Raw genomic sequence first — 25,762 nt, forward strand, 5'->3', positions numbered from 1 at the left:
TTTTCTTTTTATTATTGATTACCCTTTTTAATCCATCCTGCAACCTGAACGGTACGCTTCGCTTGATATTTCGCTGCTTCCTCCACATTTTCCTGCATCTTGCCATCTTGACCAACAGTTACACTGACACCGTATGGATTTCCACCTGAAGAGAATTGGATCGGATCCGTATAACCTGGGGAAGCAATAATTGCTCCCCAATGGTGCATGGTAGTGTAAAGCGATAAAATCGTCGCTTCTTGACCACCATGTGCATTACTTGCTGATGACATCGCACTTACCGCCTTATTCGCAAGCTTACCATTAAACCAAAGCCCGCCAGTCGTATCAATAAACTGCTTCACTTGTCCTGGCAGATTTCCAAAGCGTGTTGGCACACTGAAAATAATTGCATCTGCCCATTCAAGATCGTCTAATGTAACTTCTTGGACATCTCTAGTTTCCTCTACATGCGCTTTCCATGCTGGGTTTGAATCAATAGCAGCTTGTGGCGCAAGCTCAGGAACTTTTAATACTTTTACTTCAGCACCAGCTGCTTTTCCACCTTCCTCTGCCCATTTAGCTAATTGATAGTTCGTACCTGTAGAGCTGTAATAAATTACCGCTAATTTAATCGTTGACATATTTGTTTCCTCCTTTGACTTTCCAAATAATTTAGTTAAAAAACTCATGTTAACACCTACCTTTTTAACATTATTTAAGAACTTACTGTTTAGAACTTCTCTATATCGAGATAATTAAGCTGATTTTGTAAACGAACTTGATTTCTCTTGCCCTTTAAAAAACAGCTGTCCTAGTGCATAGAACTTACTTTCGTTTAGTAAAAGATGTAAGGAGATTGCTAATAATACTAGGTCATACGCATACCCATCTAAGAAGCCAGTTGCTAATTTCACCTTAAAAATGGCTCCAATTAAGATTAATCCTAATAGTGCTGATATAACTCTTGTTCCAATTCCTAAAATTAGCGCAATCCCACCAACTAATTCAAGTGTCGCGACAACATAAGCAAACACACCTGGCAACCCGATACTATCGAACCAGCCTACAATATTTTCAATTCCTCCTTGAAATTTTGCAGCTCCGTGTGCTAAAAACACAATACCTAAGATGACACGTAATATAAAGTTACCTACTTCTTGTTTATTCAACATCTTTTTAATACCTCCACTTTTTTATCATTTCTATCTGTATAACATACTATCATACAGTATGTTACTTATCAATTATTATTTACTCTACTTTAGTAAGTATTATAAAGAGCCGCCAATTCACCTCTATAATACTTAATTAATATATTATGGATTCGAGATATATACTTAAAAAAATTATTGTTCCTGTGCGTAATAGCCTAGTTTTTTAAGCTGATGAATCATAAATTCTTTTTCTCCTGAATCCAGCCCACCACATATTTTTAAAATAGCTTCTTTATGTTTCGGAAAAACTTCCATCATTAACTCATCACCAGCTGTCGTCATTCTAGCATACGTAATCCGACGGTCTTTTGGACAAGGCTTTCTCTCTATTAACTTTTTCTTTTCTAGCTTGTCAACCACATACGTTATACTGCTACTTGCAATCAAAACCTTTTCGCCAATTTTTTGAATCGGTTGGTCCCCTTTGCTATGAATTAACTCTAGAACCGCAAACTCAGTCGGATTAAGCCCGTAGCTCTTAATATCTTCTTCAACACGTTTTTTAATTGACTGTAATGCCCGGGATAACACAACAAATAATTTTAATGATAAATCCTCTTCAACTTGAATTTCATCTCGATTATCCATCTAATCATTCCTTTTTATAATTACCTCGAATTCGAGATAATTATATCGAGTTTATTTTATCCTGTCAACAAAGAATACACTTAAAATTACATGGAAAACATGGCATAATATTAACAAAAATGAGATAATTTCAAATAAACAGGTTTTTACATAATAGGAGCGACTTATATGAGCACTGTACTTATTCATGAGATTAAAACATCACAAAAGGCAGTTGCATTTACATTTGATGATGGTCCTAACCCTCTATATACACTACAAGTATTAACGATTTTTCAGGAGGTTTCTGGTAAAGCGACGTTTTACATGATTGGTGAACAAATGATTAAGCATCCTGAAATCGTAAAAAAAGTAATAGACCAAAACCATGAAATTGGTAATCACACCTTTACGCATCCAATGTTAACGCAAATGCGCTTAGATGATTGCCTTCATGAGATTACAAAAACAGACAAGCTTATTAAGGACATGACTGGTGAAGCGCCCACAACCTTTCGCCCTCCTTATTTTGATTTCAATGAATTCATTTCGTCTGAGATAAAAGAGTTGGGTTATAAGGTAATAGGTGCTTTAAATATCGATGCTCTAGACTGGGAACAGCCAGGTGTTAATCATATTGTGACAAAAACGCGTAACCATATTAAAAATGGTAGTATCCTTTTATTTCATGATGGGTTTGGAGATCGCTCACAAACGATAGAGGCTGTCCGAACGTTAGTTTATGAACTAAAGGAACAAGGCTACCAATTCGTTACCGTAAGTGAACTGTTACAGCTCGCAAACCGCGAAAACTAAAATAAGAAAGAAGGTTTTGTATGCTACTTGAACAAGGACAAACATTTTTATTTATTGGTGATTCTATTACAGACTGTGAACGAACTAGACCTGAAGGCGAAGGACTGTTTGGGGCGCTCGGTAAAGGATATGTCTCTTATGTTGATGCAATGCTCCAAGCCGTCTACCCAGAGCTTGGCATTCGGGTAATCAACAAAGGTATAGGTGGCAATACTGTGCGTGACTTAAAGGGAAGATGGCAAGAAGACGTCATGAATATGAAGCCTGATTGGTTATCGATTATGATTGGCATTAACGATGTTTGGCGGCAATATGATACTCCATTTATTAAAGATTATCATGTTTACATTGATGAATACGAGGAAACACTTGAGAAACTTATTATCGAAACAAAGCCACTTATGAAAGGGCTCATTCTCATGACTCCCTTTTACATAGAAAGCAACGAACAAGACGCGATGCGTCGCACGATGGACCAATATGGTTTAGTTGTTAAAAAGCTTGCAAGAAAGCATGACTGTCTTTTCGTTGATACACAAGCAGCCTTTAATCGTGTACTAAAGGAGTTATATTCGGCTACACTTGCTTGGGACCGGGTTCATCCAACAGCTACTGGTCATATGATTTTAGCGAGGGTTCTCTTGAAGGAGCTTGAATTTGACTGGAATCGGTCTTAATTTTCGATAGTCAATTAATAAGGGGATGTCCCAATAGGTCGTACTTAACTTTTTGGACATCCCCTTTAGTTAAAGTAATTGAGCTTTCTCGAGTATAACTTTTAGTTCCACTACCTTATCTTCAGTTAATGTTTGTGCTGGTGGGAGTACATACGTCGATTCAATAAGTCCACGTAGCTTCATTGCTTCTTTAATAACATTAACAAAAGGCGAGTCTAGCTTATACATTAGCGGTAAATACGCAAGGCGTCGATGCAATTCTATCGCTCTCGTATAGTCCTCATTAACAAAAGCTTGATAAATACCAACTGTCAATTCTGGAGCAAAGTTTCCGCTAGCTGAAATGACGCCATCTCCACCTAGGGATATCGTATTCCAAAGATGATCATCAAACCCAGCCAAAACAGAAAAATGAGGATGCTTTGTTTTCACTTTTAAAATGATTTCACGAATATGACCTGCTGTATCGACCGTATCCTTTATCCCGACAATGTTTTCGTGATGATCCACTAATTTCAAAATCAAGGCTGGCGTTAATTCCTGTCCTGTTAGGTTAGGAAAATTATATAGCAAAATAGGGATGTCAACCGCTTTAGCAACACTGCTGTAATGCTCATATAAATTGGAGTCGGACAAAGTCCAATAATACGGATTCACAATGACAACGCCATCCGCGCCAATGCTTTTACTATGTTCAGTTAATTCGATGACTTCCCGCGTATGAACTGCACCTGTTCCAATTAATACAGGGACTCTCTTATTTACATATTGCGTGGCAAACGTTGCCAATTGCTCTCTCTCCGCTAAAGTCATTTGACTAAATTCCCCCCCACTTCCTAGGAAGAATAGTCCGTCCACTCCTGATTCAATTAAATAGTCAATCAGCTTCCTCATACCAGCTTCATCTAATTTTCCTTCAGATGTAAAGAGAGTAGAAACAGGTGGAATCACCCCTTTAAACATCGGTTCCTTCACCGTCACGACTTCACCACCTACTCCTTCGTCTTTAAGGTTACCTTCTCCTTAACTTTTACGTTAAATAAGTACGTCGGGTAATATCCTAATAAAACATCAGCTACATTTTGAGCGGTTTTTCTTTTAAGCTCTAGCTGCGCTTCCTCGGAGTACCAAGCAACATGTGGGTTTAAAATAACATTGTCCATCTTCAACAACGGGTTATTCTCATTGATTGGCTCTTCTTCCACAACATCAAGACCAGCCCCAGCAATTTCTCCTTGTTCAAGTGCCGAAATTAATGCTTTTTCGTCAATAACCGGTCCTCTTGCTGTGTTAACGATGAAGGCCTCTTTTTTCATTGCTTTAAATTGCTCCTTACTTATCATTCCTCTTGTGCTCTCAATTAAAGGAGCATGGACTGAGATAAAGTCTGCCTGCGCACATACTTCGTTTAACTCTAATAGCTCAACATTAAGGTCCTTTGCCACTTCCGGTGCGACATATGGATCAAATGCCACGACGTTGATTCCAAATGCTTGAGCTTTACTGGCCAATGTTTGCGGGATTTTCCCTAGTCCAATTAAACCGAGTACTCTATCACGTAAACGATAGATCGGAACACTCACTTTATAATCCCAGTTATTCTCTTTAACCGCTTGATTTAAAAGAACAACTTTTCTTGCACATGCCATGATAAGTGCAAAGGCATGGTCTGATACTTCATCCATACAATAATCAGTAACGTTTCCTACGATAACTCCATGCTCTGTCGCTGCATCAGTATCAATCGTATTGACACCTACTCCATAGCGGGACACAACCTTTAATTTAGGCAGACTCTCAATAACCTTCCGCGTAATTGGAGCATATTGGTTGATTAACGCATCTGCGTCCTTAGCTGCTTCAATCACATCCTCTTCCGTTTTACATTGAACTGCTACAAATTCAACACCATCGACTTTGTTTAGTACCTCTTGTTCTGGTGCTAATGAAGCAAATTCATAATCTGTTACAACGACTTTAAATGTACTCACTGTTTTTTCTCTCCTTTATCATTACCCTAAAATAGCTAATAACACCGTAATTGTAAAAATACTAATTAACGTTGTGATTAATGTAATACTGGAGACAAGCTTCGGTTCGGTATTAAATTGAACGGCATACATGACAATCGTTGCTGCTGAAGGCATTGCAGCAGATACAATTAATACCTTAGCAAGAAGCGGATCTAGCGGAAACATCATCACAATCCCTACAGCAATAAGCGGCGAAATGAACAACCTTAAAATGACACCATAGGTAATATGCCCCCAATTAAAATTGTCCCACTTAATTTGCGCTAATTGCATCCCTAAAATAACCATCACGGTCGGAACAGTTGCTTCTGCAATAATATCAATGGTTAAAAAGAGATTATCGGGAATCTCCCAGTTGACACTTTTCAATATCAACGCGAGTATAACAGCATAAGTTGCTGGCATTTCAAACACTGATTTTACAGCAACTCCTATTCCAGCCTCTCCTCTTGCCGCATAGTACACACCAAAAAAATTCATTATGATCGCTTGAAGAACAAGAAAGGAGACTGAATAAGCAAAGCCCATGTCTCCATATGCAAATAAAATAATTGGGGCTCCGTAATTCCCTGAATTCATAAAAGCCGTTGATAAAATCATCCCGCTCTCTACCGATTGAGAATAGCCTTTTAGTTTCGCATACCATTTATTTATAACAATTAAAGCGAATAATAGAATAGCGGAGAAAATAACCATATAAAAATATTGCATATCTAGCTCCGCTGTATAAAACGTTCTAAAAACAAGACATGGAGTCATAATATAAATGGCTACCGTTGAGATTGCCTTTATATCAATCTTCTTCCACTTTTGAACCCCAAACCCGATTAAAAAAACGAGTAATACGGGTAAAACTACATCAAAAAAAATTGTCATCTTTATGTTCCACTTTTCTATTATCTAATTACCATTCGGCTACCGTACCATCCTTATGACGCCAAACTGGGTTTTTCCAGTTGTGGCCTTTTCCTGCCATTTCCTTTACAACCTCTTCATTCACTGAAATCCCTAAGCCGGGGCCTTGAGGAATTTTCACATGCCCATCTTCATAGTTAAAAACAGAAGGATCGCTTAAATAATCTAATAAATCGCTACCTTGGTTATAGTGAATTCCTAGACTTTGTTCTTGGATAAATGCATTATGTGCTGTAGCATCCACTTGGAGACACGAAGCAAGTGCAATTGGCCCTAGTGGACAGTGAGGTGCAACGGCCACATCATATGCTTCTGCCATAGAGAAAATCTTTTTACACTCTGTAATTCCCCCAGCATGAGATAAATCTGGTTGAATGATATCTACGTATCCATCCGCTAATAACTGTTTAAAATCCCATCTTGAGTACATTCTTTCTCCTGTTGCAATCGGGATATGAGTATGCTGTGCTATTTCCCGTAGTGCCTCATTATTTTCAGGAAGGACAGGCTCTTCAATAAACATCGGGCGGAATGGTTCAAGTTCTTTTGCTAAAATCTTTGCCATCGGCTTGTGAACACGGCCATGAAAGTCGATTCCGATACCAATATAATCGCCTACCGCTTCTCTTACCGCAGCAATTCGTTCGACTACGGCATCAATTTTTTGATAGGAATCAACATATTGAAGCTCCTCTGTCCCATTCATTTTTACAGCTGTAAATCCTGCATTTACAACTTCCTTAGCCGCTTTCCCAACGTCACTAGGACGATCGCCTCCAATCCAGGAATACACTCGAATTGAATCACGACATGCTCCACCTAGTAATTGATAAACGGGTGCATTAAAAAATTTCCCTTTAATATCCCATAATGCTTGGTCAATCCCAGCTATCGCACTCATTAAAATCGGGCCGCCTCGATAAAATCCCGAGCGATATAGAACATTCCAATGGTCCTCAATGCGAAGAGGGTCCTTACCAATTAAGTAGTCACTTAACTCTGCTACTGCCGCCTTTACTGTACTCGCTCTTCCTTCGACTATTGGTTCCCCCCAGCCTGTAATTCCCTCATCAGTATCAACTTTTAGAAAACACCATCTTGGTGGAACAATAAAGCATTCTAGTTTTGTAATTTTCATTGTTAATCCCCCTCTTATTTAGAACGTGCAGCTCGGATCGCCTCTACATATTGTTTTGATTTCGCTGTTAACTCTTCAAAATAAGCTTCATCCATTTCGTGTTTCGTATCAACAAGGGCACTTCCTAAACCAGCAGCAACCCCGCCTGCTTTTATGTAATCTTGAATATTTGATAGATCAATACCACCCGTTGGCATTAGAGGAATATGAGGAAGTGGTCCGTGCACATCCTTTAAATACTTAGGACCGAATACGTTAGCCGGAAACACTTTAATCACATCAGACCCATTTTCATATGCCGTCAGAATTTCTGTTGGTGTTAATGCTCCTGCAATACTAATAATCCCGTACCGTTTTGTCAGACGAATCGTTTCGACATTGACAGTTGGAGAGAAAATAAATTTTGCTCCTGCCATAATCGCAGCTCTAGCGGTTTCAGGATCTAAAACCGTTCCCGCTCCAACAATTACATCATCCAATTCCGTTGATACTTGCTCAATTAGTTCTAGCACTCGTGGTGTTTCAACCGTAATTTCTAATGTTCGAACGCCACCTTCACGCAAGGCTTTCGCAATAGAAAGAATATTTTCTGGTTTTGCACCACGTATAATCGCCACAACACCATTTTCCTGAATTTGTTGTAATAAGCTCATATTCTCCTCCTTAAATTACCGACTTACATCATCGTCTGGTTTGTTAATAAATCTTTCAATTTCATTTCGCTCTGGTAACCCTTCAACATCGCCGTTCACCGTTGTAACGATAGCGCCGACTGCATTTCCACGTCGAACAGCTTCGGCAAGCGGTAGGCCATCTAGTACTCCCGACATAAATCCAGCCGCAAAACCATCTCCAGCTCCTACTGGATCAACCACCTTTTCAACATAAAAGCCTGGAATAAGCTCACTTTTCTCAGAGGTAAAATAGTAAGCCCCTTCTGCTCCTACTTTTAAAATGACTGTGCTTGCTCCGAGTTGTAAAAACTTTTCTCCTAAAACAGCTGGATCAGTTTCACCTAATATAAACTCCCCTTCTGAAATCCCTGGAAGGATGATATCAGCTTGTTTCGCAATTCTTAGCAGCACTTCTCGTGCCCGTTCTTCGCTCCACAATTTCTTTCTTAAGTTAGGGTCAAAGACAATCTTAAGATTATTTCTCTTTGCTATCCGTATGGCTTCAAAAATCATTTCCTCACAATTCTCACTTAACGCTGGAGTAATCCCAGAAATATGTAAGTATTTCGCCTTTGCAAGGTAGGCTTCATTCAAATCTTCTTTCGTTAATTGACTAGCAGCAGAGCCTTTTCGGTAATACTGAATGCGCACATCAGAAGCACTTCGAATTTCTTTAAAGAAAAGTCCTGTTGGAGCGGTTGGATCTACCTTCACTTCACTCACGTCTACACCCTCACCACGGATAAAGGCAAGCATTCCTTTCCCTAATTCATCATCGCCAATCGCGCTAATCCAGCCTGCCTGATGACCAAGTCTTGAGAGGCCAATCGAGAAATTCGACTCTGCGCCTCCATATCTTTTTGAAAATACATTTGCATAGCGGATAGGTCCTGAATCAGGAGTAAATAAAGCCATCGTTTCACCAATTGTTACAACATCCATCTCAAAATCCCTCACTTTTGTTCGTTAGACAAACCGTATTAATTCCATTTAAAAAAAGAGGGAGCCTAGACTTTGACATGTCCATGAACACAATAAGAGAAACTCATATTATGTCGCTACAGTCAAAAAGAACTTGGTTCCCCCTTGATGTTTTAAGTTAAAAATTTAATTACTTCTTTCAGAGCACTTTCGCTATCTTCACCAACAGCACGTACCGTTAAACGATCACCATTTTGAAGTTGTAATGTAATAAGACCTAAAAAACTTTTTAGATTTACTTCCACTACAGTTCCGCGGACCAACTTTTTCAAGAAAATCTCACAATGATAAGGTTGTATCAATTGACTAAGTCCTGTGATTGTCTGTTCTTCAGAAATGTTCACGGTAATTTCTTGTGAGTGTCCATGCATACGTCTATCTCCTTTTTATGAAATACTAATGCTTACCTTAAAAAGAACAAGGATATTTGTGGAACGAAGATAACAATAATCAATGTCAGTAACATCGCAAAGAAGAAAGGTATAATCGCTCGAGATAACGTTTCAATCGATAATCCTGAAATTCCAGAGCCTACAAATAAATTCACCCCTAAAGGTGGCGTTATAAAGCCAATCGCTAGGTTTAATACCATAATAATCCCGAAGTGAACGGGGTCGTAGCCAATATTGAGTGCAATTGGTAATAAAATTGGCGTCAAGATGATAATCGCAGCAAGCGTATCCATAAAACAACCGACGATTAATAATAAAACCGTAATAAGTAAAATAATGACAATTGGATTTTCTGAAACAGAAAGCATTGCTTGAGCCACTTGATAAGGAATTTGCTCAATTGTTAATAGCCGTCCAAATGCCGTTGCGGTGCCGACGATAATTAAAATGGTCGCCGTTGTTAATGCAGAATCTGCGATTACTTTTGGAAGGTCTTTGATTTTGAGTTCCTTGTATAACAGAAGCCCTGCAATTAAGCCATAGACAACTGCAATTACTGCAGCTTCTGTAGGTGTGAATACCCCGCCGTAAATACCACCCAAAATAATAACTGGTATTAGTAATGCCCATTTTGCATCCCAAACCGACCTAGCAATATTTGATATTGATGTTTTTTCTGTAGTCCCGACGTAGCCCTTTTTTCGTGAATAATAATACGTCCAAACCATTAATGATAGCCCTACTAATAGACCTGGAATAATACCTGCAATAAACATTTCTGCAATCGACACACTTCCTACAACCCCGTAAATAACCATTGGGATACTTGGGGGGATAATAACCCCAAGGGAACCTGCAGAAGCAACAACTGCTGTTGCAAATTTCTTATCATATCCTTGTCTAACCATAGCAGGAATCATAATTCCACCAATTGCTGCAACAGTTGCCGGTCCTGAACCAGAAATTGCTGCGAAAAACATACACGTAATAATTGTAGCTATAGCAAATCCACCTGTTTTATTCCCAACTAAAGAGTTGGCGACACGGAAAAGGCGATCGGAAATTCCACCCTTCCCCATAATTTCACCAGCTAATATGAAAAAGGGAACTGCCATTAAAGGAAACGAATCAACAGATGTGATTAATTCCTTTGACAAAAACTCTAATGGTAATGAACCAGAATAGATGATTGTCACCAACGTTGCTAAGCCTAGAGAAATCCCAATTGGAACACTTAAAAATAGAAATATCGCAAAGGCTCCAAAAAGCACTGCTGCAGTCATCTTTTCAACCTCCTTTTACTCCGTTATCTCATCTTGGACTTTTTCTAATTCAGTTTTTATTTCAGTACCGCCTTTGCCTAATAACGCTTTAAACTGCTTTATCAGATTTTGAATCAATCGTAGGGCTGTTAATCCCATTCCAACTGGTGCTGCCATGTAGATATAACCCATTGGAATTTGATTAGCCGGAGAACGCTGTCCAAAAGCAAGTAACTTTGAAGCAATGTCATAACCATATCGAATCACAAAAATAGCAAACGCTAAGAATAATAAATTGGCAATAATATTAAGAATAATTCTTCCTTTATCTTTGAATGCGAGAAGCAGGAGGTCTACTTTAATATGTCTTTGCTTTTTGACTCCATAACTAATCCCCACATAGACAATCCAGATAAAGCTATATCTAGCAAGCTCCTCAGACCATGATAACGAGCTTCCAAATACATATCTCATTACCACCTGGAGGAAAATCACACTTACCATTACTATTGAAAGGACTACTAAAATGACCTCTTCTATATGATCATCTAACCACTTAAACACCTTCATCGTTGTTACCTCTCTCTCGTTTTTAGTAAAGGAAAACAGACTATAACATTAAACTATTTTTATGTTTATCTTTTGCTTTCCTTTATTAAAACTGTCGTCCTCACCAAACTCTTTAGAAAGTAGGAAAAGGCTCGAATATCCAAGCCTTTTCCCTAGATTCCTTCTTATTGTTGCGCTGCTTCAATTGCATCGTATACTTGATTCACTAAATCAGAACCGATCTTTTCTGCGTACTCATCAAGTACTGGACGAATACGTTCAACCATCTCTTCACGAGCTTCTGGAGTGATTTCTGTATATGTCATACCTTCAGCTTGTAAATCCTCAAGATATTGTGCGTTTGCTTCACGATTAAGTTCACGTTGGTATTGACCTGCTTCAATAGCCGCTTCTTGAACAATTTGTTGTTGCTCTTCTGTTAAATCATCAAAGAATGACTTACTCATCAAGAATACGAACGGGCTGTAGATATGGTGTGTATTTGACACGTGATCTTGAACTTCGTGGAACTTTTGAAGGTAAATTGTTGCATATGGGTTTTCTTGACCATCAACCGTACGTTGTTGTAATGCTGCGAAAAGCTCTGTAAATGCCATTGGTGTTGGGTTTGCACCTAGAGCACGGAATGCATCCAAGTGTAACTCATTTTCCATTGTACGAATCTTTAGACCTTTGAAATCCTCTACTGTTGCAACCGGTCTCACACTGTTTGTTAAATCACGGAATCCATTTTCCCAGTAAGCTAAACCAACGAGGTTCTGTTCTGGAAGCATATCAAGAAACTGTTGACCAACTTCACCATCCAATACAGTATCGGCAACTTCTTCACTTGGGAATAAGAACGGGAAGTCAAAGACACTGAATTCTGGAACAAAGTTTGCAATTGGTGCAGTTGAAGGAATCGTTACTTCTTGTGAACCAAGTTGAAGACCTTCTGTCATTGTACGGTCATCGCCAAGCTGTCCACTATGATATGTTTCAACTACGATAGAGCCTTCTGTTTTTTCTTCAACAATTTCTTTAAATTTAAGTAATCCTTTATACTGTGGATGTGCATCGTTCAAACCAATCCCAGCACGAATTGTTTTCGTTTCAACCTGTTCAGTAGCTTGGTCTCCACCTGTTTCTGGTGCAGGCTCTTCAGTAGCTGTATCCCCACCGCCACCACCACATGCTGTTAGCATTAATGCTAATGCTGGAGCTAAAAATAGTGATAATTTACTCTTTTTCATAAATAAATCCCCCTAAATATTTTTTTATTGTCCCCTTAAAGAAAGCGCTCTAAATGAAAACTTCACTTAAGGGATAACCTCTAGGAGTCGTTTGTCTCCATCAAGGTTCTATACCTTTTCCCATTCAATTCCTCAAATTATTTAAGAAGCAAGACTAAGTATTAGTTCAAATACAAGTAAATTCATATTAGCCTGAACCAGAAGTTCTATAACTTGAAGGAATGAAGATGAAAAAAGTTATTCAACCTTAAAATGTTCATTTCTTCGGCTCTTTATACAAATAATGTATCCCCTTTCATTTCCCCCGAAGAAAAAATATTTCTTCTTGATTATAGTTCGAAAAAAATTATTTTTCAATGGTTTTGAAAGAAATTTTTTTCGAACTAAATATAAATGGAAATTATTTTTATTTATGTGTGTCTACTACCTGTACCTCTGTGGGGCTACACCCAAAAACCTATTCGAGTTACCTCAGCTAGTTTTTCTCCGTATCATGACCCCCAAATTCATTCCGAAGAGCCGCAACGACCTTACCTGTAAAACTATCGTTATCTAATGACCGATAACGCATTAATAGCGACATCGCGATAACAGGAGTTGCTGCTTGTAAATCTAGAGCTTCTTCAACAGTCCACTTTCCTTCTCCAGAAGAATGCATGACCCCCTTTATTTCGTCTAATTTCGCATCTTTAGAGAAAGTCCGCTCAGTTAATTCCATAAGCCATGAGCGAATGACCGAACCATTATTCCAGACCCTTGCTACTTTTTCATAATCATAATCAAATTCACTTTTCTCTAATATTTCAAACCCTTCCCCAATAGCTGCCATCATCCCATATTCGATTCCGTTATGAATCATTTTTAGATAATGACCACTCCCTGCTTTCCCTGTATACAAGTAACCCTTTTCAACGGCTAAATCACGAAAAAGCGCCTCAACAGTAGTCCACGCCTCTTCATCTCCGCCAACCATAAAATTGGCTCCATTACGTGCGCCTTCCATTCCACCTGAGGTTCCTGCATCCATAAAGCTTATTCCAAAACTTTTTAATTGATTGTATCTGGAAATCGATTGTTTATAATGTGAGTTACCTGCTTCAATCACAATGTCCCCCTCTGACAGAAAAGGTGTAATGTCATCTAGTACAGGATCAACGACTTGATGAGGAACCATAATCCACACAATTCTCGGTGCATCTAAAGAGTCTATTAACTCTCGGTAACTACTAGTTTCCTTTGCCCCATGCTTTCCAACTTCTTTTACAGCGTGTTTATTTACATCGAACGCAACGACCTCGTGATTATGCTCCATTAAGTTTTTAGCAATATTAAAACCCATCTTTCCTAAACCAATTAATCCAATTTTCATAATTAATACCTCCATTTTTTAATAACCAATGTTTAAAAAACAACTCCGGCAGCCTGTATTTTCTACCTCTAAGGAAAATTTATTTCACTTTAACAATTATATTTAGAAAAAAATTTTTTTCAATGTTTTTTTATTTCCTGTTTTCGTTTATGCTTAGAATATAATTAAAGCCAGCCATTAAGACTAAGCACTAGGAACGAGCGACTTTCGCAATAGTTATTTCTTGAAAAAACAAGAAGGATTATACATAGTTCGTTCTTTACTCTTGCTTTGAAATGTTACCGCTTAACTAAGAAAGGATGTTAAGAATGCCCCCAAAACATTATGTAATTGGATTAGATATAGGAACAACAAGTGCAAAGGCCATATTATTTACTAAAAACGGTGTCGTGCTCGCAGAAAACGAAGGAACATACCCTGTTTACCACCCACATCCCTCCTGGGTTGAGCAAGATCCGTATGAAATTGAAGAAGCTGCAATTGCTGCTATTTCGGGTGCCGTACAAAAAGGTGGAATTAACCGAAATGAAATACTCTGCGTTGGGATATCTAGTGCCATGCATTCACTAATTTGTGTAAATGATCAGCATGAACCACTGTCTCCTTCTATTACTTGGGCTGATGGGAGAAGTGTAGATCAAGCTAAATCAGCAAAAGCAACATTTGGTGAAAGCCTTTATTTAAAAACTGGAACCCCTATTCACCCTATGTCTCCTTTAAGTAAATTAATTTGGATGAAAGAAACAAACTATCGTCCTTACCTAAATGCAGCGAAATTTATTTCGATTAAAGAATTTTTACTTGTAAGATGGTTCAATCAATCAATTGTTGATTATGCAATTGCTTCTGCGAGTGGCTTATTTAATATTCATACGTTCGAATGGGATGAAGAGGCTCTTTCTGTTGCAGGCATTACGAAAGAACAGCTATCAGAACCGGTCCCTTCTACTTCTATTTGTCAAGGACTTACTGGTCAGTTAGCAGATAAGCTTCATTTACCAGCCGATATTCCGTTTGTAATCGGGTCTAGCGACGGACCACTTGCAAACCTCGGAATCGGGGCAATTGCTCCTGGTGATGTTGCGATTACGGTTGGAACAAGTGGCGCAATTAGGCAAATGGTGTCAAAGCCGAGAACAGATAAGCTTCAGGAAGTTTTTTGTTATGCTGTTACTCAGGATCTCTGGATTATGGGAGGACCGACGAATAATGGTGGGATTGTGTATCAATGGCTTAAAGAAGTGCTCGGGGAAATGGAAGTCCAACAAGCATTGGAACAAAACAGCGACCCATATGATTTGCTTACAGCACTTGCTAGTCAAGTAAACGCGGGTTCGAATGGACTTTTATTTCTTCCATTTCTAAATGGAGAAAGAGCACCTTATTGGGATGCAAATGCAAGAGGTAGTTATATTGGCTTAACTCTTTCTCATAAAAAACAACATATGATTCGAGCGGGATTAGAAGGTGTCATTTTCAGTTTGTATAGTATCGGTGAAACACTTGAACGTTTTGCTGGAAAGCCCGCATCTATCTTTGCAAGTGGGGGATTTGCTCGTTCACCGTTATGGCTGCAAATCTTAACAGATATATTTGGACAGCCAGTCCATGTACCTGTTAGTCATCAAAGTTCAGCATGGGGGGCCGCATGGTTTGGTCTATATGCACTTGGAGAAGTTCGTTCCTTAACGGATATTAAAGATTCAATTCCAATGAAAGAAACCTATGTTCCGAATCAAAACAATCATCTCGTTTACCAGGAATTATATAAAACGTATCGTGAACTTTACTATGCCCTTAAACCACACTTTAAAGCTCTCGCTACTTTTCAAAAAAATGAACAAAACTAAAAAGTAACAGGGGTTGACTCAAAAGAAGACCTTTGAGTCAACCCCTGTTTTGAGATTTGTATCGAATCGATAGGAACTAGTAGATAATGATGGCAAGTAATAGAACAATGATAAATCCGACAAGGCCGATAATTGTTTCCATAACGGTCCACGTTTTTAATGTATCTTTTACATTCAGCCCTAGAAAACGTCCGACTAACCAAAAGCCCGAATCATTCACATGGGAGAGAACGGTTGCACCCGATGCAATCGCAATTACTAACAACCCAAGTACCGGACCTTCTAAACCGAGAATGGATATGAACGGTGCCGTTAACCCAGCAGCCGTAACCATCGCAACCGTCGCAGAACCTATTGCAATTCGAACAACTGCTGCAATTAAAAAAGCAAGGACAATGGGTGGTAAAGTTGTATTAGCCATCATCGCCCCCATGACTTCCCCAACACCTGAATCGATTAACACTTGCTTAAAAACACCACTAGCACCAGTTACTAAAATAATCATCCCTGCTGGTTCTAAAGCTCTAGAAGCAATATCTTGAAGTTCTTGACGAGAATACCCTCGTTTCGTCCCAAGAAAAGTAAACGTTAGAATCGTGGCAATGATTAAAGCAACAAACGGATGTCCAAGAAAGGTTAAACTATCACGTAGAACAGTTCCTTCTTCTAGTATTAAAGCTGAAAATGAATTAAGTAATATTAATACGATTGGAATTAATATTAACGTGGTCACGAGTTTAAAGCTTGGCAATTCTTTTTCATATTCCATTTCTTCTAAATTCATAAAGTCTGGAACATCAACATGTATTTTTTTCGAAATAAACTTAGCAAATAATGGTCCTGCCACCGCCATTGCAGGGATTCCCGCTATGATGCCAAAAAGAATGACCCAGCCTAATTCAGCACCGAGCAAATTAGCCGCAGCCATTGGTCCAGGTGTCGGTGGAATAAAACTATGTGTGACGGCTAAACCAGCTAACAAAGGCAATCCATAATATAATAATGACTTACCCGTTTTCTTTGCTAGTCCGTATACAACCGGTATTAAAATGATAAAACCAACATCAAAGAATACTGGGATCGCAACAAAAAAACCAGTAACACCAAGTGCCCACTGTGCTTTACCTTCACCAAACCTTTTAATCATCGTTCGAGCGATACGTTCAGCTCCACCAGAGATTTCAATCATATGACCGAACATTGCGCCTAAGCCGACTACAACAGCGATAAAGCCTAGAGTCCCAGCCATCCCGGCTTGCATAGAGGTGACAACATTGTTTAATGGCATCCCAGATAAAACACCAACAATTAAGCTAACTAATAACAATGCTACGAAAGCATGTAATTTTACGCGAATAATTAAAAATAAGAGAAGAAAAAAACCCGCTAAAGCAATGAGAATTAACAATTGATTTGACATGTAGGTTCACTACCTTTTTTTATTAAATGGTTTTCTTAAATATAAATAAAGCGACTTCCATCCTTCCTTCAAAAAAATTTTTTCCTTAACTTTAACATTAAAAAATTTTTTTACGGCAACACTTCTAGTATAATATAAACAAAGCATTTACAGGAGAGATGACGGATGAAGAAAAATCAACAGCTATGTTTAGCCAGTGTTCGCTCACACTATCCTAAATTTAGTGTAACGGAAAGAAAAATTGCCGACTATATATTAGATAACCCAACAAAAATTATCCATTTTTCAATTAATCAATTAGCTGATGCCTTAAATGTTGCTGATTCTACAGTCTTTCGTTTTTGTAAACGGATTGGATTTAAAGGTTATCAGGCTATGAAAATTGCTCTTGCTTCCGAAGTCGTGACACCACTAACGGATATTCATGAAAAAGTAAATGAAGACGATACGTCAGATACAATCGCTACTAAAGTATTTCGCTCCAATATGAAAACCATTGAAGATACTTTAGCCGTTTTTGATGACGAACAAATGATGTTAGCTGTCAACGCAATCACAAACGCAAGCTCAATTGAATTTTTCGGAAGTGGGGGCTCAAGTATTATCGCTCTTGATGCTTATCACAAATTAATTCGTACTGGTTTAAGAGTTAATGCGGTAACAGATAGTCATTTCCAGCTATTAGCAGCCTCTCAAATGACCGAAAACGATTGCGCAATATTTATTTCCCACTCTGGATCAACAAAGGATATTTTGCATATTTTGAATGTCGTAAAATCTACTGGCGCAAAAACAATTGCGATCACAAACTATGCTAAGTCTCCTTTGAGTAGTGCAGTCGATATTCCTCTCTATACCGTTTCTGAGGAGACCGATTATCGTTCTGAAGCGTTATCATCACGCCTAGCCCAACTTACACTTATCGACGTACTGTACGTGAACATCTTATTAAAAAGAGGAATTAAAGGTCAAGAGGCTCTTAAAAAAATGCGTGAAGCGATATCAGTTAAACGAATCTAATTACAGCCACAATAATAACAACGTTTTTAATAACCAATAAAAAAGAATCCATTTGCTGAAGTTAAAATGGATTCTTTTCGATTTTAAAATCCGCTATCCCTTACTGCTACCGAGAGTCTAGGTCGACTAGCTCTATACCACTGCAAACATAGTATAAAGATTAACATGACATCAATCGTATCTCCTCCATAGTACATTAGCATACCACCTTGTTCAGCATCCGCCTTCGTTACTCCGATTGGCGGATTAGCATATATATACTTTGATAAAATCCCATGAGCAGCCAAAGCAGTAACTAAGACGATCGAACGGTAAACATAGCTAGTCCTATGAGGAATTGGATCAATATAAATGATTGAAAGTGAAAAAACATATCCAGCCAAAAAAACATGAAAGTGAATCAATACATAAAGAACAACATTCTCATGCATCACTTCAAACAATCTAGTTGTATAAAGGATCCAGAGTCCTCCTACATTAAGCAAGGACGCTACTATCGGATCCGTTATCACCCGAAACAGTGCACTTTTCAAGATTTTTGAAAGACGTCTTGCGTTCGAAACAGGTAGCGTTCGCAAAAAAAGAGTCATAGGAGCTGCTACTACCATTAGTAGTGGAGCAAGCATTCCAAGAAATATATGATTAAGCATATGGACTGTGAAATCTCCATGCGCCATCTCTGCCAATGGACCAGCTACCGCAGTTATCGCAGAAAGAACACCGGCATTCCAACAGATTGTCCGAGAGATAGGCCATTGTTTATGTTTGCGGTTCGATAAGATAACCGCTACTAAGTAAATGACAGCCGCTATTAAAAAGGGAAGAAACAAAACAAACTGCGGTACAAACTCAGTCACCGTATGTATGTGGTCGGTATGACCACTATGTTCATGCATGTTCACTTCGAGTCCCGCCTTCTCTTTGTTTTCTTGTACGATTAAGGAGAAAGAGTCCTACTCCTATCATAACAATAGAAAAGACATTCCAAATGACATCATAGATGATCACATTTTCTACATACCGAATCTGGTGTATTCTCATAAGTTTATGTTGAACAATCCCATCGTATAATTGGAAGAGACCTCCCCCAAGAAATATACCTCCCCACCATCTCATCAGCCACACCCCGTTTCGACGCCTAAGGTCCGCAAATAGAAATAAGCCTGCAATGGTCGCAAACCAACTAAAGGCATGGAACACCCCATCTGAAATTAACCCAATACTTGTTGTTGATTTATCGTAAAAATGATGCCAATGCAGTAGCTGATGAAACACCATCTCATCAAAAAAAGCGACCAGTCCAAGTCCAAACAAAACACCTGACCAGAGATTACGACTCGATTGCTGACGTTCATTTAGTAAATTTGAAGGTCTATCTAGCTTCACTTGTTCACGCTCCATAGAAGCCCCTCCTCCCAGTAATTAATATTTTTCCACTAACACAACCAGTTTATCCCAATCGCATTTTGTGTAATCATTAGGTTAGAAATGAAAAACGTAATAAAGCACATAAAAAAAACTATTGTGAATAACCACAATAGGTTTTACAATCGAAGGCGTTCACCATCCAAGTCTTAGATTTAACTATGTATCTTCGTTTTCTCTACCCTTAGCCCCACCATCGGCGTTAACGTTTTCTATACAAAAAAATTCTAATTTAATTATATCATCTAACATTAGGTTTCTAGATTGAATACCACTCCAAGAAGTGGTATCACCTTTTGATTAATAAATATTTTAATTAGCTAGAGACTTCTCAATTTCCCTAGCTGTATTGAGTACATGTACACTGAATTTCTCGGATGGTACATTTCCCATCCTGGAGATTGGTCCACTAACACTTACAGCGGCTCTAAGAATTCCGTTTCCTGAAAAGATAGGCGCACTAACACTTGCAACCCCATCTTCACGCTCTGCAACACTTTCGACCCATCCTTGCTGACGTATAGCATCATACATTCTATCGCCTTTCGGATCACAATCCCATACTAAGAAGACCTTCCCCGCCGAACCAACTTCTAATGGGAACACAGACCCGACTGGTACTGTATTCGTTAAACCAATTTTTGGTTCCACCGAGGCAATGCAAATACGTTTATCTCCCTCTCTCACATAAAGCTGGCTACTTTCTCCCGTGATTTCTGTTAATTTTGTTAGTTTTGGTTTGGCCAGTTCAACAAGACTCTTCGAATATGAGACTTCTCCCCATCCAGTTAATCTTGATCCTAATAAATAACCATCGTTATTTTTCATAACAAGATGGTGACCTTCCATCGCTGTTAATAATCTGTGAGCTGTTGAACGTGAGATTTTTGTCTCCTTTACAATTTCATTAAGATTAGCTGTACCCCTTTCAACTAAAAATTCCAAAATATAAACAAATTTATCTAAAACACCTACACCACTATTAAATTGACTATTTTTAGCTTCGTTTGTATTCATAATATGGTTATTATATCTCGTATTTCGGGATTGGTAAAGGAACTAAAACAACTCATGCCCCCCTTTAATTTCACTCGAATCAACTAAAAGATCCAACTGAAGTTATTTGATTGCCTTTTAAGTCTGTAGTATTGTTACCGACGGAATTAATAATTGTGGTACAGGTATCACCAATAGAATCAAATATTTTTTCTAATTCTTTATTAATAATTGATTCACTTATCGATACTTAATGAATAACCAGAACCATATATTTGGTTATTACTTTTAACCAAATATCCACTTGATTGAAAATCAATTGTTAAAATATCTTCTAAGAACATTAACGTAGAGCTTTCCGTATAAACAGGAATCCAATTTGTTGATATTTTGACATAGTTACTGGGTATAGTCATTATCAACTGCAAGCGAATAACACCATCAAGTGGACTACCGCATCCGCCAACCTCATAAATTAAACATAAATAATACGACCTTGATTTCAATTGATTCAATAATTTATTAATTGCTTGTTCTGTAAAATGAATTTCCATTGTTTTCTCCTTTCTCATTTAGGATTGAATGGTGAATAATTCAAAAAATCCCATGAGTACTTTTGTACATTCTGGTTTTCTATTACACCTGATATGACATACTCTATTAACCTCTTTGCGCCTGGATATTTTACTTTTTCTTCTTCCGTTAGATCCCAAATAATTTTTGAATCTCCAGTTAGTTGCAAGGTATGTCCCTCTTGAAAATCGATGAACAGCAATCCTGTTTTGGAATTGTCAAAAATATTACCAAGTGTGTTAAACATCATATTACCAACGTAATCAGGGAAGAGTAGAGTCATTTCATTTAAAACATTTACAAAGCCAGCTTGACCTCCTCTATGAGAAACATCTGTTTTTCCTAACGAATTTGAACTAGAAATAAAAAATGTATCCGCCCACTCTATCCACGTCCTCTGGTTATTATTTAAATTCCTACCGTATAACGTTAATGTTGTTAAATCATCTACATTATTTAACTTGATTTGTCTTGATTGAATATATTTTGGGCAGTTACCATAAACCTGCTCTGTTTTTACTTCAATGGTTTCATCATCAAGAATATTAGCAACCCCATTGATCCTAATCCGAATCCTTGTTGAAAATTCAATGACAATAATTCCAACGTTCAAATTAGACTTTAGATTAGAGAACAACAAATCATTTTCTTGTTCCTTAATATGAATCCTTATAGTTCTATCATCTATAACTCGAATAAAACCACGGTCACCACAAACTAAGGAACTCCATAAATACCCTTCCGTATCAGTAGACCCTATTACAGCCATTGGCTGTGATTCCATAAAAAATTGAAAAGATTCCTTAATAAATGGTTGAATCACTCGTCCAACTAAATTGGCACTTTTGCTTACACCTAGTATAGACTGCACTTTTCGTTCTCCTGAATGAAACATTTCCACCCCTTTTTTAACCCCCAATCGTTATAACTAATCTCAATTTGGCATTATTAAATTTAATTAACCACTAAATCTTATAGTTAATGGTTAATAATATACATCATCACAATTAACCTGTCAATGGTGATACAACAGGTTAAAGAAACTTTTAAATTACGTTTCTTTTTATTAGGTTTTAAAAAGAAAAAACGGCTGTTGCAATTTCCATTATTTTCATCTATACTGACGATATATTCACTATGTGGATAATAAATCCCGTATAGTGGGATAAGGAGTTGTTTTCATACTATTTTAGATGAGGTGGAAAAATGGATAAACCAAAAACGTTGTTTGAAAAGGTTTGGGAAAGACACGTAGTCAAAAGCCGGGAATCAGAACCAGACTTACTTTATGTTGATTTTCATTTAATGCATGAAGTTACCTCACCACATGCGTTTAATATGTTAAGACAGATGGGCAGAAAGGTTCGTAGACCTGATTTAACACTCGCTACGATGGATCACCAAGTACCAACCACTAACTTAGACAAACCTGTTCAGGATAAAATTGCGGCTGAACAAATGGATGCGTTATATAAAAACAGTGAAGAATTCGGGGTTAAAATGCTACCTTGGGGCTCTAAAGGGCAAGGGATTGTCCATGTAATAGGACCTGAAAGAGGTTTAACTCAGCCTGGAATGGTTATTGTTTGTGGGGATTCCCACACTTCTACTCATGGTGCATTTGGTTCTTTAGCATTTGGTATTGGTATAAGTGAGGTTGCTCATGTTCTAGCAACTCAAACATTACCTCAAAGAAAACCTAAAACAATGGCCGTGAATATTGAAGGGAAATTACCTAGTGATGTAACGGCTAAAGATTTAATTTTAGGAATCCTTCAGCAGATTGGTACGGATGGCGGCGTCGGCCATGTTATTGAATATCGTGGCGAAGCAATTCGTTCTCTTTCAATGGAAGGGAGAATGACCGTATGTAATATGTCGATTGAAGGTGGAGCGCGTGCAGGAATGATCGCACCAGATGAGGTCACCTTTGAATATTTAAAAGGCAGATCTAATTCACCAACAGGAGAAGATTGGGATGAAGCCGTTTCTGCTTGGAAGGAACTTTACTCGGATGAAGAAGCAGTGTTTGATAAAGAAATTTACATCGATGCAAGTAAATTAAAACCATTTACGACTTGGGGAACGACTCCTGCACAAACGATTCCATTAGACAGTAAAATCCCATATCCAACAAATGAAACAGAAAAACGGGCTTTAGAATATATGGGGCTTAAACCGGGTATATCGATCAAAGATCTTGAGGTAGATGCTGTATTTATTGGTTCTTGTACAAATGCTAGAATTGAAGATTTAAGAGCAGCCGCTACAGTCGTGAAAGGCCATAAAGTAAAAGAAGGGCTCCGTGCTATTGTTGTACCTGGTTCCATGAATATTAAAGAACAAGCAGAAATTGAGGGCTTAGCTGATATATTCATTGATGCTGGATTTGAATGGCGCTCAGCTGGATGTTCAATGTGTGTTGGAATGAACGATGATATATTGCAATCAGGACAACGAAGCGCCTCTACAAGCAATCGAAATTTCGAAGGTAGACAAGGAAAGGGTGCAAGAACTCATTTAGTTAGTCCTTCAGTAGCCGCTGCTACAGCAGTTATTGGTCGATTTGCGTCCGTTACAGATTTGAACAAAGAGGAGGTAACCCAATGAAAGCAGTAAATAAAGTTGTAGGAAAAGCGTTACCATTAGGCTACTCCAATGTTGATACCGATCAAATTGCGCCTAGCGATGCAATGAAATTTTCAAAACGAACAGACTTTAGCGAATTTTTATTTCGAGATTGGCGTGAGGACCCTAACTTTATTTTAAATCGGACTGAATATCAAGATTCTAGTATGATCCTTGCAGGTGAAAATTTCGGATGTGGTTCAAGTCGTGAACATGCCCCTTGGGCATTACAAGATTACGGTTTTAAAGTTATTGTCGCCCCATCTTTTGGCGATATTTTCAAAAATAACTGCTCAAAAGTAGGTCTGGTCACAGTTGAGCTATCATTCAGTGTAATAAGTGAATTAATTGAGATTGTTAAGAACCACCCTCAAGTTGAAATAACTGTTGATCTTGAAAACCAAACATTAAGTTGTGATCACATTGAGATAGAGTTTGAAATTGACGATTTCACTCGGTACCGACTAATTAACGGACTAGACGATATCGATCTTACGTTACGCGACAAAGAATTAATACAACAGTACGAAGATGCTAGACCAAAATATTTACCAAAAGTTAACTAATTACTAATGGCCGGTAAATGTGTCTTCCTTTAGGAGAATACTTTTACCAACCCTCACCATAACAAATAGAGCTGGGATGTTTATTTGTTATGGTGGATTAATCATAATGACAGCTTTTTTCTATATTGTGTAAGAAAAAAGTAATACATAAAAATACAAAAAATACAGAAGATAAATTTATCAAGATAAAGCAAAGGGTGTTTAATTTGAAAAAAATGAAGGCAATTATTATCTTAATGACAATTTCACCTTGGCTCACTGTTCCTTTTTTAGGTGTAAATACACTAAGAAGATTTCTACCCGCATCCTTATTTATGAGTTTATATCTTATTGCTGAAGGAAGATTTGCTGAAAAGAAAAAATGGTGGTGGTTCCCATTTAATATAAAACCGAATGTATTAGGAGAAATGCCCTTAATAATAGGCCCATTTTTAGTTGGTTCGCTTTGGATACTAAAATACTTCTACGGTAAATTTAATTTATATCTTTTAATAAATATTATCGTTGACTCCCTTTTCACCTACATTGGAATTAATTGGTTCAAGAAAATAGGATATGCCTCTTTAGTTAGACTAACTAAATTTCAATTATCATTCGTATTTTTAATTAAGACATTCATATTATATGGATCTCAGATTTTATATGAAAACTATTTTAGCCAATCAGCTTCGTCTTCAGATAAATAATTTGGTCTTTAGGTCTATTATTTAGGATTTGTAATGAAACCGATATGATTTCCTCAAATATTCTAAGTATTTTTGGGATTGCTGATCAAGATCATCTTCTGTTTCCATTAAATCCGCAAACGTTTTAAATATGGGTAATGATTTGGCTCTAATGAAATTACATGTTGCATAAAAAGGAGCCATAATTTGTTCAATGGTATGCCTATTTAGACCATCATAACGATAATCTTCTGGCGTAAAAGCCGAACTTATTGCTACTCCAAACTCCTTCCCATTAAGTGCATGCCGCCCTTTAAATGCCCAGCCACGTTCTAGCACATCATCAAACCATTTTTTCAGAAGAGATGGATAGCTATACCAATAGTTAGGAAATTGGAAAATGATTCGTTCATGTTCCTCCAGAAGACGTTGTTCTCTTTTTACATCTATATTTTCATCAGGATATTCCTTATATAATTCATTAATTGTGATATCAGGCTGTTTTAATATTGCACTCTTTAAATGTGCGTTTAACTTAGATTGTTCAATGGATGGGTGTGCCAGAATCACTAATATCTTCACAAAGAATTCCTCCCTCTTATTATTTAACTTTTAGTGTTCCACATTAATTTAACCATATTCCTTTTTAAACACTACAGAAACGAAAAAGACGGTCACTAATTGACCGCCTTTTACTTCCTACTATATGAATTAAAAAATCATTTTTAAATTATAATCTGTGACATAATTATTTTTAATTTATGACAAGAGCATTTATAAATGAAATAAAGTTTGAT

The 25,762-nt window shown here is 37.7% G+C and carries 28 protein-coding genes; 7 read left to right on the forward strand and 21 right to left on the reverse strand.

The features are described 5' to 3' along the window. Window positions 1-11: 11 nt before the first annotated feature. The 3 genes from wrbA to B1R93_RS20285 form a co-directional block, all read right to left on the reverse strand. Window positions 12-671 carry an NAD(P)H:quinone oxidoreductase gene (gene wrbA / locus B1R93_RS20275; RefSeq protein ID WP_088105771.1) on the reverse strand — a complete coding sequence of 220 codons (660 nt, stop codon included), beginning with the start codon at window positions 669-671 and terminating at the stop codon, window positions 12-14. 66 nt (window positions 672-737) lie between these two features. Beyond that, a complete protein-coding gene (locus B1R93_RS20280) occupies window positions 738-1,154 on the reverse strand; it encodes a DoxX family protein (RefSeq protein WP_088105772.1) in 417 nt (138 codons plus the stop codon). A 174-nt stretch (window positions 1,155-1,328) separates the two neighbouring features. Further along, window positions 1,329-1,784 (reverse strand): MarR family winged helix-turn-helix transcriptional regulator, encoded by a 456-nt coding sequence (locus B1R93_RS20285; protein WP_088105773.1) that lies wholly within the window; start codon window positions 1,782-1,784, stop codon window positions 1,329-1,331. Window positions 1,785-1,952: 168 nt separating this feature from the next. Here B1R93_RS20285 and B1R93_RS20290 point away from each other — a divergent pair, with 168 nt between their 5' ends. Both B1R93_RS20290 and B1R93_RS20295 read left to right on the forward strand, forming a co-directional pair. After that, a complete protein-coding gene (locus B1R93_RS20290; protein WP_088105774.1) occupies window positions 1,953-2,579 on the forward strand; it encodes a polysaccharide deacetylase family protein in 627 nt (208 codons plus the stop codon). A 20-nt stretch (window positions 2,580-2,599) separates the two neighbouring features. Beyond that, window positions 2,600-3,256, forward strand: a complete 657-nt coding sequence (locus B1R93_RS20295) for an SGNH/GDSL hydrolase family protein (protein WP_088105775.1) — start codon at window positions 2,600-2,602, stop codon at window positions 3,254-3,256. Window positions 3,257-3,325: 69 nt separating this feature from the next. On the opposite strand, the gene B1R93_RS20300 is transcribed toward B1R93_RS20295, so the two are convergent. From B1R93_RS20300 to gnd, 11 genes are all read right to left on the reverse strand, one after another. Then, window positions 3,326-4,237, reverse strand: coding sequence for a dihydrodipicolinate synthase family protein (locus tag B1R93_RS20300; protein WP_245308388.1), 912 nt, complete (start codon window positions 4,235-4,237; stop codon window positions 3,326-3,328). An 11-nt stretch (window positions 4,238-4,248) separates the two neighbouring features. Beyond that, window positions 4,249-5,247 carry a C-terminal binding protein gene (locus tag B1R93_RS20305; protein ID WP_088105776.1) on the reverse strand — a complete coding sequence of 333 codons (999 nt, stop codon included), beginning with the start codon at window positions 5,245-5,247 and terminating at the stop codon, window positions 4,249-4,251. 21 nt (window positions 5,248-5,268) lie between these two features. Beyond that, entirely contained in the window at window positions 5,269-6,165 is an 897-nt protein-coding gene (locus B1R93_RS20310) for an AEC family transporter (RefSeq protein WP_088105777.1), read from the reverse strand. Between the two features lie 28 nt (window positions 6,166-6,193). Then, window positions 6,194-7,342, reverse strand: a complete 1,149-nt coding sequence (dgoD, locus tag B1R93_RS20315) for a galactonate dehydratase (RefSeq protein ID WP_088105778.1) — start codon at window positions 7,340-7,342, stop codon at window positions 6,194-6,196. A 14-nt stretch (window positions 7,343-7,356) separates the two neighbouring features. Continuing rightward, window positions 7,357-7,995, reverse strand: coding sequence for a bifunctional 4-hydroxy-2-oxoglutarate aldolase/2-dehydro-3-deoxy-phosphogluconate aldolase (locus B1R93_RS20320; protein ID WP_088105779.1), 639 nt, complete (start codon window positions 7,993-7,995; stop codon window positions 7,357-7,359). Window positions 7,996-8,010: 15 nt separating this feature from the next. Then, window positions 8,011-8,958, reverse strand: coding sequence for a sugar kinase (locus B1R93_RS20325; RefSeq protein WP_088105780.1), 948 nt, complete (start codon window positions 8,956-8,958; stop codon window positions 8,011-8,013). A gap of 152 nt (window positions 8,959-9,110) precedes the next feature. After that, window positions 9,111-9,368 (reverse strand): HPr family phosphocarrier protein, encoded by a 258-nt coding sequence (locus B1R93_RS20330; RefSeq protein WP_088105781.1) that lies wholly within the window; start codon window positions 9,366-9,368, stop codon window positions 9,111-9,113. A gap of 32 nt (window positions 9,369-9,400) precedes the next feature. After that, window positions 9,401-10,672 (reverse strand): TRAP transporter large permease, encoded by a 1,272-nt coding sequence (locus B1R93_RS20335; protein ID WP_088105782.1) that lies wholly within the window; start codon window positions 10,670-10,672, stop codon window positions 9,401-9,403. A gap of 15 nt (window positions 10,673-10,687) precedes the next feature. Continuing rightward, a complete protein-coding gene (locus B1R93_RS20340) occupies window positions 10,688-11,221 on the reverse strand; it encodes a TRAP transporter small permease (protein ID WP_088105783.1) in 534 nt (177 codons plus the stop codon). A 164-nt stretch (window positions 11,222-11,385) separates the two neighbouring features. Continuing rightward, a complete protein-coding gene (locus tag B1R93_RS20345; RefSeq protein ID WP_088105784.1) occupies window positions 11,386-12,453 on the reverse strand; it encodes a TRAP transporter substrate-binding protein in 1,068 nt (355 codons plus the stop codon). A 475-nt stretch (window positions 12,454-12,928) separates the two neighbouring features. Then, window positions 12,929-13,822, reverse strand: a complete 894-nt coding sequence (gene gnd / locus B1R93_RS20350; RefSeq protein WP_088105785.1) for a phosphogluconate dehydrogenase (NAD(+)-dependent, decarboxylating) — start codon at window positions 13,820-13,822, stop codon at window positions 12,929-12,931. A 308-nt stretch (window positions 13,823-14,130) separates the two neighbouring features. Here gnd and B1R93_RS20355 point away from each other — a divergent pair, with 308 nt between their 5' ends. After that, window positions 14,131-15,672, forward strand: coding sequence for a gluconokinase (locus B1R93_RS20355; protein ID WP_088105786.1), 1,542 nt, complete (start codon window positions 14,131-14,133; stop codon window positions 15,670-15,672). Between the two features lie 76 nt (window positions 15,673-15,748). Here B1R93_RS20355 and B1R93_RS20360 read toward each other — a convergent pair whose 3' ends face one another. Continuing rightward, entirely contained in the window at window positions 15,749-17,092 is a 1,344-nt protein-coding gene (locus B1R93_RS20360; protein ID WP_088105787.1) for a GntT/GntP/DsdX family permease, read from the reverse strand. Window positions 17,093-17,257: 165 nt separating this feature from the next. Between B1R93_RS20360 and B1R93_RS20365 the strand changes: the two genes are divergently transcribed. Next, entirely contained in the window at window positions 17,258-18,112 is an 855-nt protein-coding gene (locus B1R93_RS20365; RefSeq protein ID WP_088105788.1) for a MurR/RpiR family transcriptional regulator, read from the forward strand. Window positions 18,113-18,195: 83 nt separating this feature from the next. Here the strand turns inward: B1R93_RS20365 and B1R93_RS20370 are convergent, their stop codons facing one another. The 5 genes from B1R93_RS20370 to B1R93_RS20390 form a co-directional block, all read right to left on the reverse strand. Further along, complete coding sequence (locus tag B1R93_RS20370) at window positions 18,196-19,008, reverse strand: cytochrome c oxidase assembly protein (protein ID WP_088105817.1); 813 nt, start codon at window positions 19,006-19,008, stop codon at window positions 18,196-18,198. Then, entirely contained in the window at window positions 19,001-19,513 is a 513-nt protein-coding gene (locus B1R93_RS20375; protein ID WP_088105789.1) for a DUF2243 domain-containing protein, read from the reverse strand. The genes B1R93_RS20370 and B1R93_RS20375 overlap by 8 nt, the downstream gene beginning before the upstream one ends. A gap of 336 nt (window positions 19,514-19,849) precedes the next feature. Continuing rightward, window positions 19,850-20,554, reverse strand: coding sequence for an IclR family transcriptional regulator (locus B1R93_RS20380; RefSeq protein WP_088105790.1), 705 nt, complete (start codon window positions 20,552-20,554; stop codon window positions 19,850-19,852). A gap of 215 nt (window positions 20,555-20,769) precedes the next feature. Next, window positions 20,770-21,087: an iron-sulfur cluster biosynthesis family protein gene (locus B1R93_RS20385; protein WP_165763900.1), complete on the reverse strand. Its 318-nt coding sequence runs from the start codon at window positions 21,085-21,087 to the stop codon at window positions 20,770-20,772. 14 nt (window positions 21,088-21,101) lie between these two features. Next, window positions 21,102-21,977 carry a pyridoxamine 5'-phosphate oxidase family protein gene (locus B1R93_RS20390; RefSeq protein ID WP_165763901.1) on the reverse strand — a complete coding sequence of 292 codons (876 nt, stop codon included), beginning with the start codon at window positions 21,975-21,977 and terminating at the stop codon, window positions 21,102-21,104. Window positions 21,978-22,312: 335 nt separating this feature from the next. Here B1R93_RS20390 and leuC point away from each other — a divergent pair, with 335 nt between their 5' ends. From leuC to B1R93_RS20405, 3 genes are all read left to right on the forward strand, one after another. Then, window positions 22,313-23,716 carry a 3-isopropylmalate dehydratase large subunit gene (gene leuC, locus B1R93_RS20395; protein WP_088105793.1) on the forward strand — a complete coding sequence of 468 codons (1,404 nt, stop codon included), beginning with the start codon at window positions 22,313-22,315 and terminating at the stop codon, window positions 23,714-23,716. Further along, a complete protein-coding gene (leuD, locus tag B1R93_RS20400) occupies window positions 23,713-24,300 on the forward strand; it encodes a 3-isopropylmalate dehydratase small subunit (RefSeq protein ID WP_088105794.1) in 588 nt (195 codons plus the stop codon). The genes leuC and leuD overlap by 4 nt, the downstream gene beginning before the upstream one ends. Window positions 24,301-24,515: 215 nt before the next feature. After that, window positions 24,516-24,986 carry a hypothetical protein gene (locus B1R93_RS20405; RefSeq protein WP_088105818.1) on the forward strand — a complete coding sequence of 157 codons (471 nt, stop codon included), beginning with the start codon at window positions 24,516-24,518 and terminating at the stop codon, window positions 24,984-24,986. Between the two features lie 21 nt (window positions 24,987-25,007). Here B1R93_RS20405 and B1R93_RS20410 read toward each other — a convergent pair whose 3' ends face one another. Next, on the reverse strand, window positions 25,008-25,547 hold the full coding sequence (locus B1R93_RS20410) for an NAD(P)H-dependent oxidoreductase (protein ID WP_088105795.1): 540 nt from the start codon (window positions 25,545-25,547) through the stop codon (window positions 25,008-25,010). Between the last annotated feature and the right edge of the window lie 215 nt (window positions 25,548-25,762).

Origin of the sequence: Halalkalibacter urbisdiaboli (assembly GCF_002156385.1) — a bacterium.
In the GTDB taxonomy this organism is placed as follows: Bacteria; Bacillota; Bacilli; order Bacillales; family Bacillaceae_D; genus Halalkalibacter_A; species Halalkalibacter_A urbisdiaboli.

Coding starts and splice junctions, on each gene's coding strand:
- B1R93_RS20340 (WP_088105783.1), bottom strand. CDS start 11,221: ATGAAGGTGTTTAAGTGGTTAGATGATCATATAGAAGAGGTCATTTTA.
- B1R93_RS20355 (WP_088105786.1), top strand. CDS start 14,131: ATGCCCCCAAAACATTATGTAATTGGATTAGATATAGGAACAACAAGT.
- B1R93_RS20385 (WP_165763900.1), bottom strand. CDS start 21,087: ATGGAAATTCATTTTACAGAACAAGCAATTAATAAATTATTGAATCAA.
- B1R93_RS20335 (WP_088105782.1), bottom strand. CDS start 10,672: ATGACTGCAGCAGTGCTTTTTGGAGCCTTTGCGATATTTCTATTTTTA.
- B1R93_RS20360 (WP_088105787.1), bottom strand. CDS start 17,092: ATGTCAAATCAATTGTTAATTCTCATTGCTTTAGCGGGTTTTTTTCTT.
- B1R93_RS20280 (WP_088105772.1), bottom strand. CDS start 1,154: ATGTTGAATAAACAAGAAGTAGGTAACTTTATATTACGTGTCATCTTA.
- B1R93_RS20375 (WP_088105789.1), bottom strand. CDS start 19,513: ATGGAGCGTGAACAAGTGAAGCTAGATAGACCTTCAAATTTACTAAAT.
- B1R93_RS20290 (WP_088105774.1), top strand. CDS start 1,953: ATGAGCACTGTACTTATTCATGAGATTAAAACATCACAAAAGGCAGTT.
- B1R93_RS20320 (WP_088105779.1), bottom strand. CDS start 7,995: ATGAGCTTATTACAACAAATTCAGGAAAATGGTGTTGTGGCGATTATA.
- B1R93_RS20370 (WP_088105817.1), bottom strand. CDS start 19,008: ATGCATGAACATAGTGGTCATACCGACCACATACATACGGTGACTGAG.
- wrbA (WP_088105771.1), bottom strand. CDS start 671: ATGAGTTTTTTAACTAAATTATTTGGAAAGTCAAAGGAGGAAACAAAT.
- B1R93_RS20345 (WP_088105784.1), bottom strand. CDS start 12,453: ATGAAAAAGAGTAAATTATCACTATTTTTAGCTCCAGCATTAGCATTA.
- B1R93_RS20330 (WP_088105781.1), bottom strand. CDS start 9,368: ATGCATGGACACTCACAAGAAATTACCGTGAACATTTCTGAAGAACAG.
- gnd (WP_088105785.1), bottom strand. CDS start 13,822: ATGAAAATTGGATTAATTGGTTTAGGAAAGATGGGTTTTAATATTGCT.
- B1R93_RS20325 (WP_088105780.1), bottom strand. CDS start 8,958: ATGGATGTTGTAACAATTGGTGAAACGATGGCTTTATTTACTCCTGAT.
- dgoD (WP_088105778.1), bottom strand. CDS start 7,342: ATGAAAATTACAAAACTAGAATGCTTTATTGTTCCACCAAGATGGTGT.
- leuC (WP_088105793.1), top strand. CDS start 22,313: ATGGATAAACCAAAAACGTTGTTTGAAAAGGTTTGGGAAAGACACGTA.
- B1R93_RS20380 (WP_088105790.1), bottom strand. CDS start 20,554: ATGAATACAAACGAAGCTAAAAATAGTCAATTTAATAGTGGTGTAGGT.
- B1R93_RS20405 (WP_088105818.1), top strand. CDS start 24,516: ATGAAGGCAATTATTATCTTAATGACAATTTCACCTTGGCTCACTGTT.
- B1R93_RS20295 (WP_088105775.1), top strand. CDS start 2,600: ATGCTACTTGAACAAGGACAAACATTTTTATTTATTGGTGATTCTATT.
- leuD (WP_088105794.1), top strand. CDS start 23,713: ATGAAAGCAGTAAATAAAGTTGTAGGAAAAGCGTTACCATTAGGCTAC.
- B1R93_RS20365 (WP_088105788.1), top strand. CDS start 17,258: ATGAAGAAAAATCAACAGCTATGTTTAGCCAGTGTTCGCTCACACTAT.
- B1R93_RS20285 (WP_088105773.1), bottom strand. CDS start 1,784: ATGGATAATCGAGATGAAATTCAAGTTGAAGAGGATTTATCATTAAAA.
- B1R93_RS20310 (WP_088105777.1), bottom strand. CDS start 6,165: ATGACAATTTTTTTTGATGTAGTTTTACCCGTATTACTCGTTTTTTTA.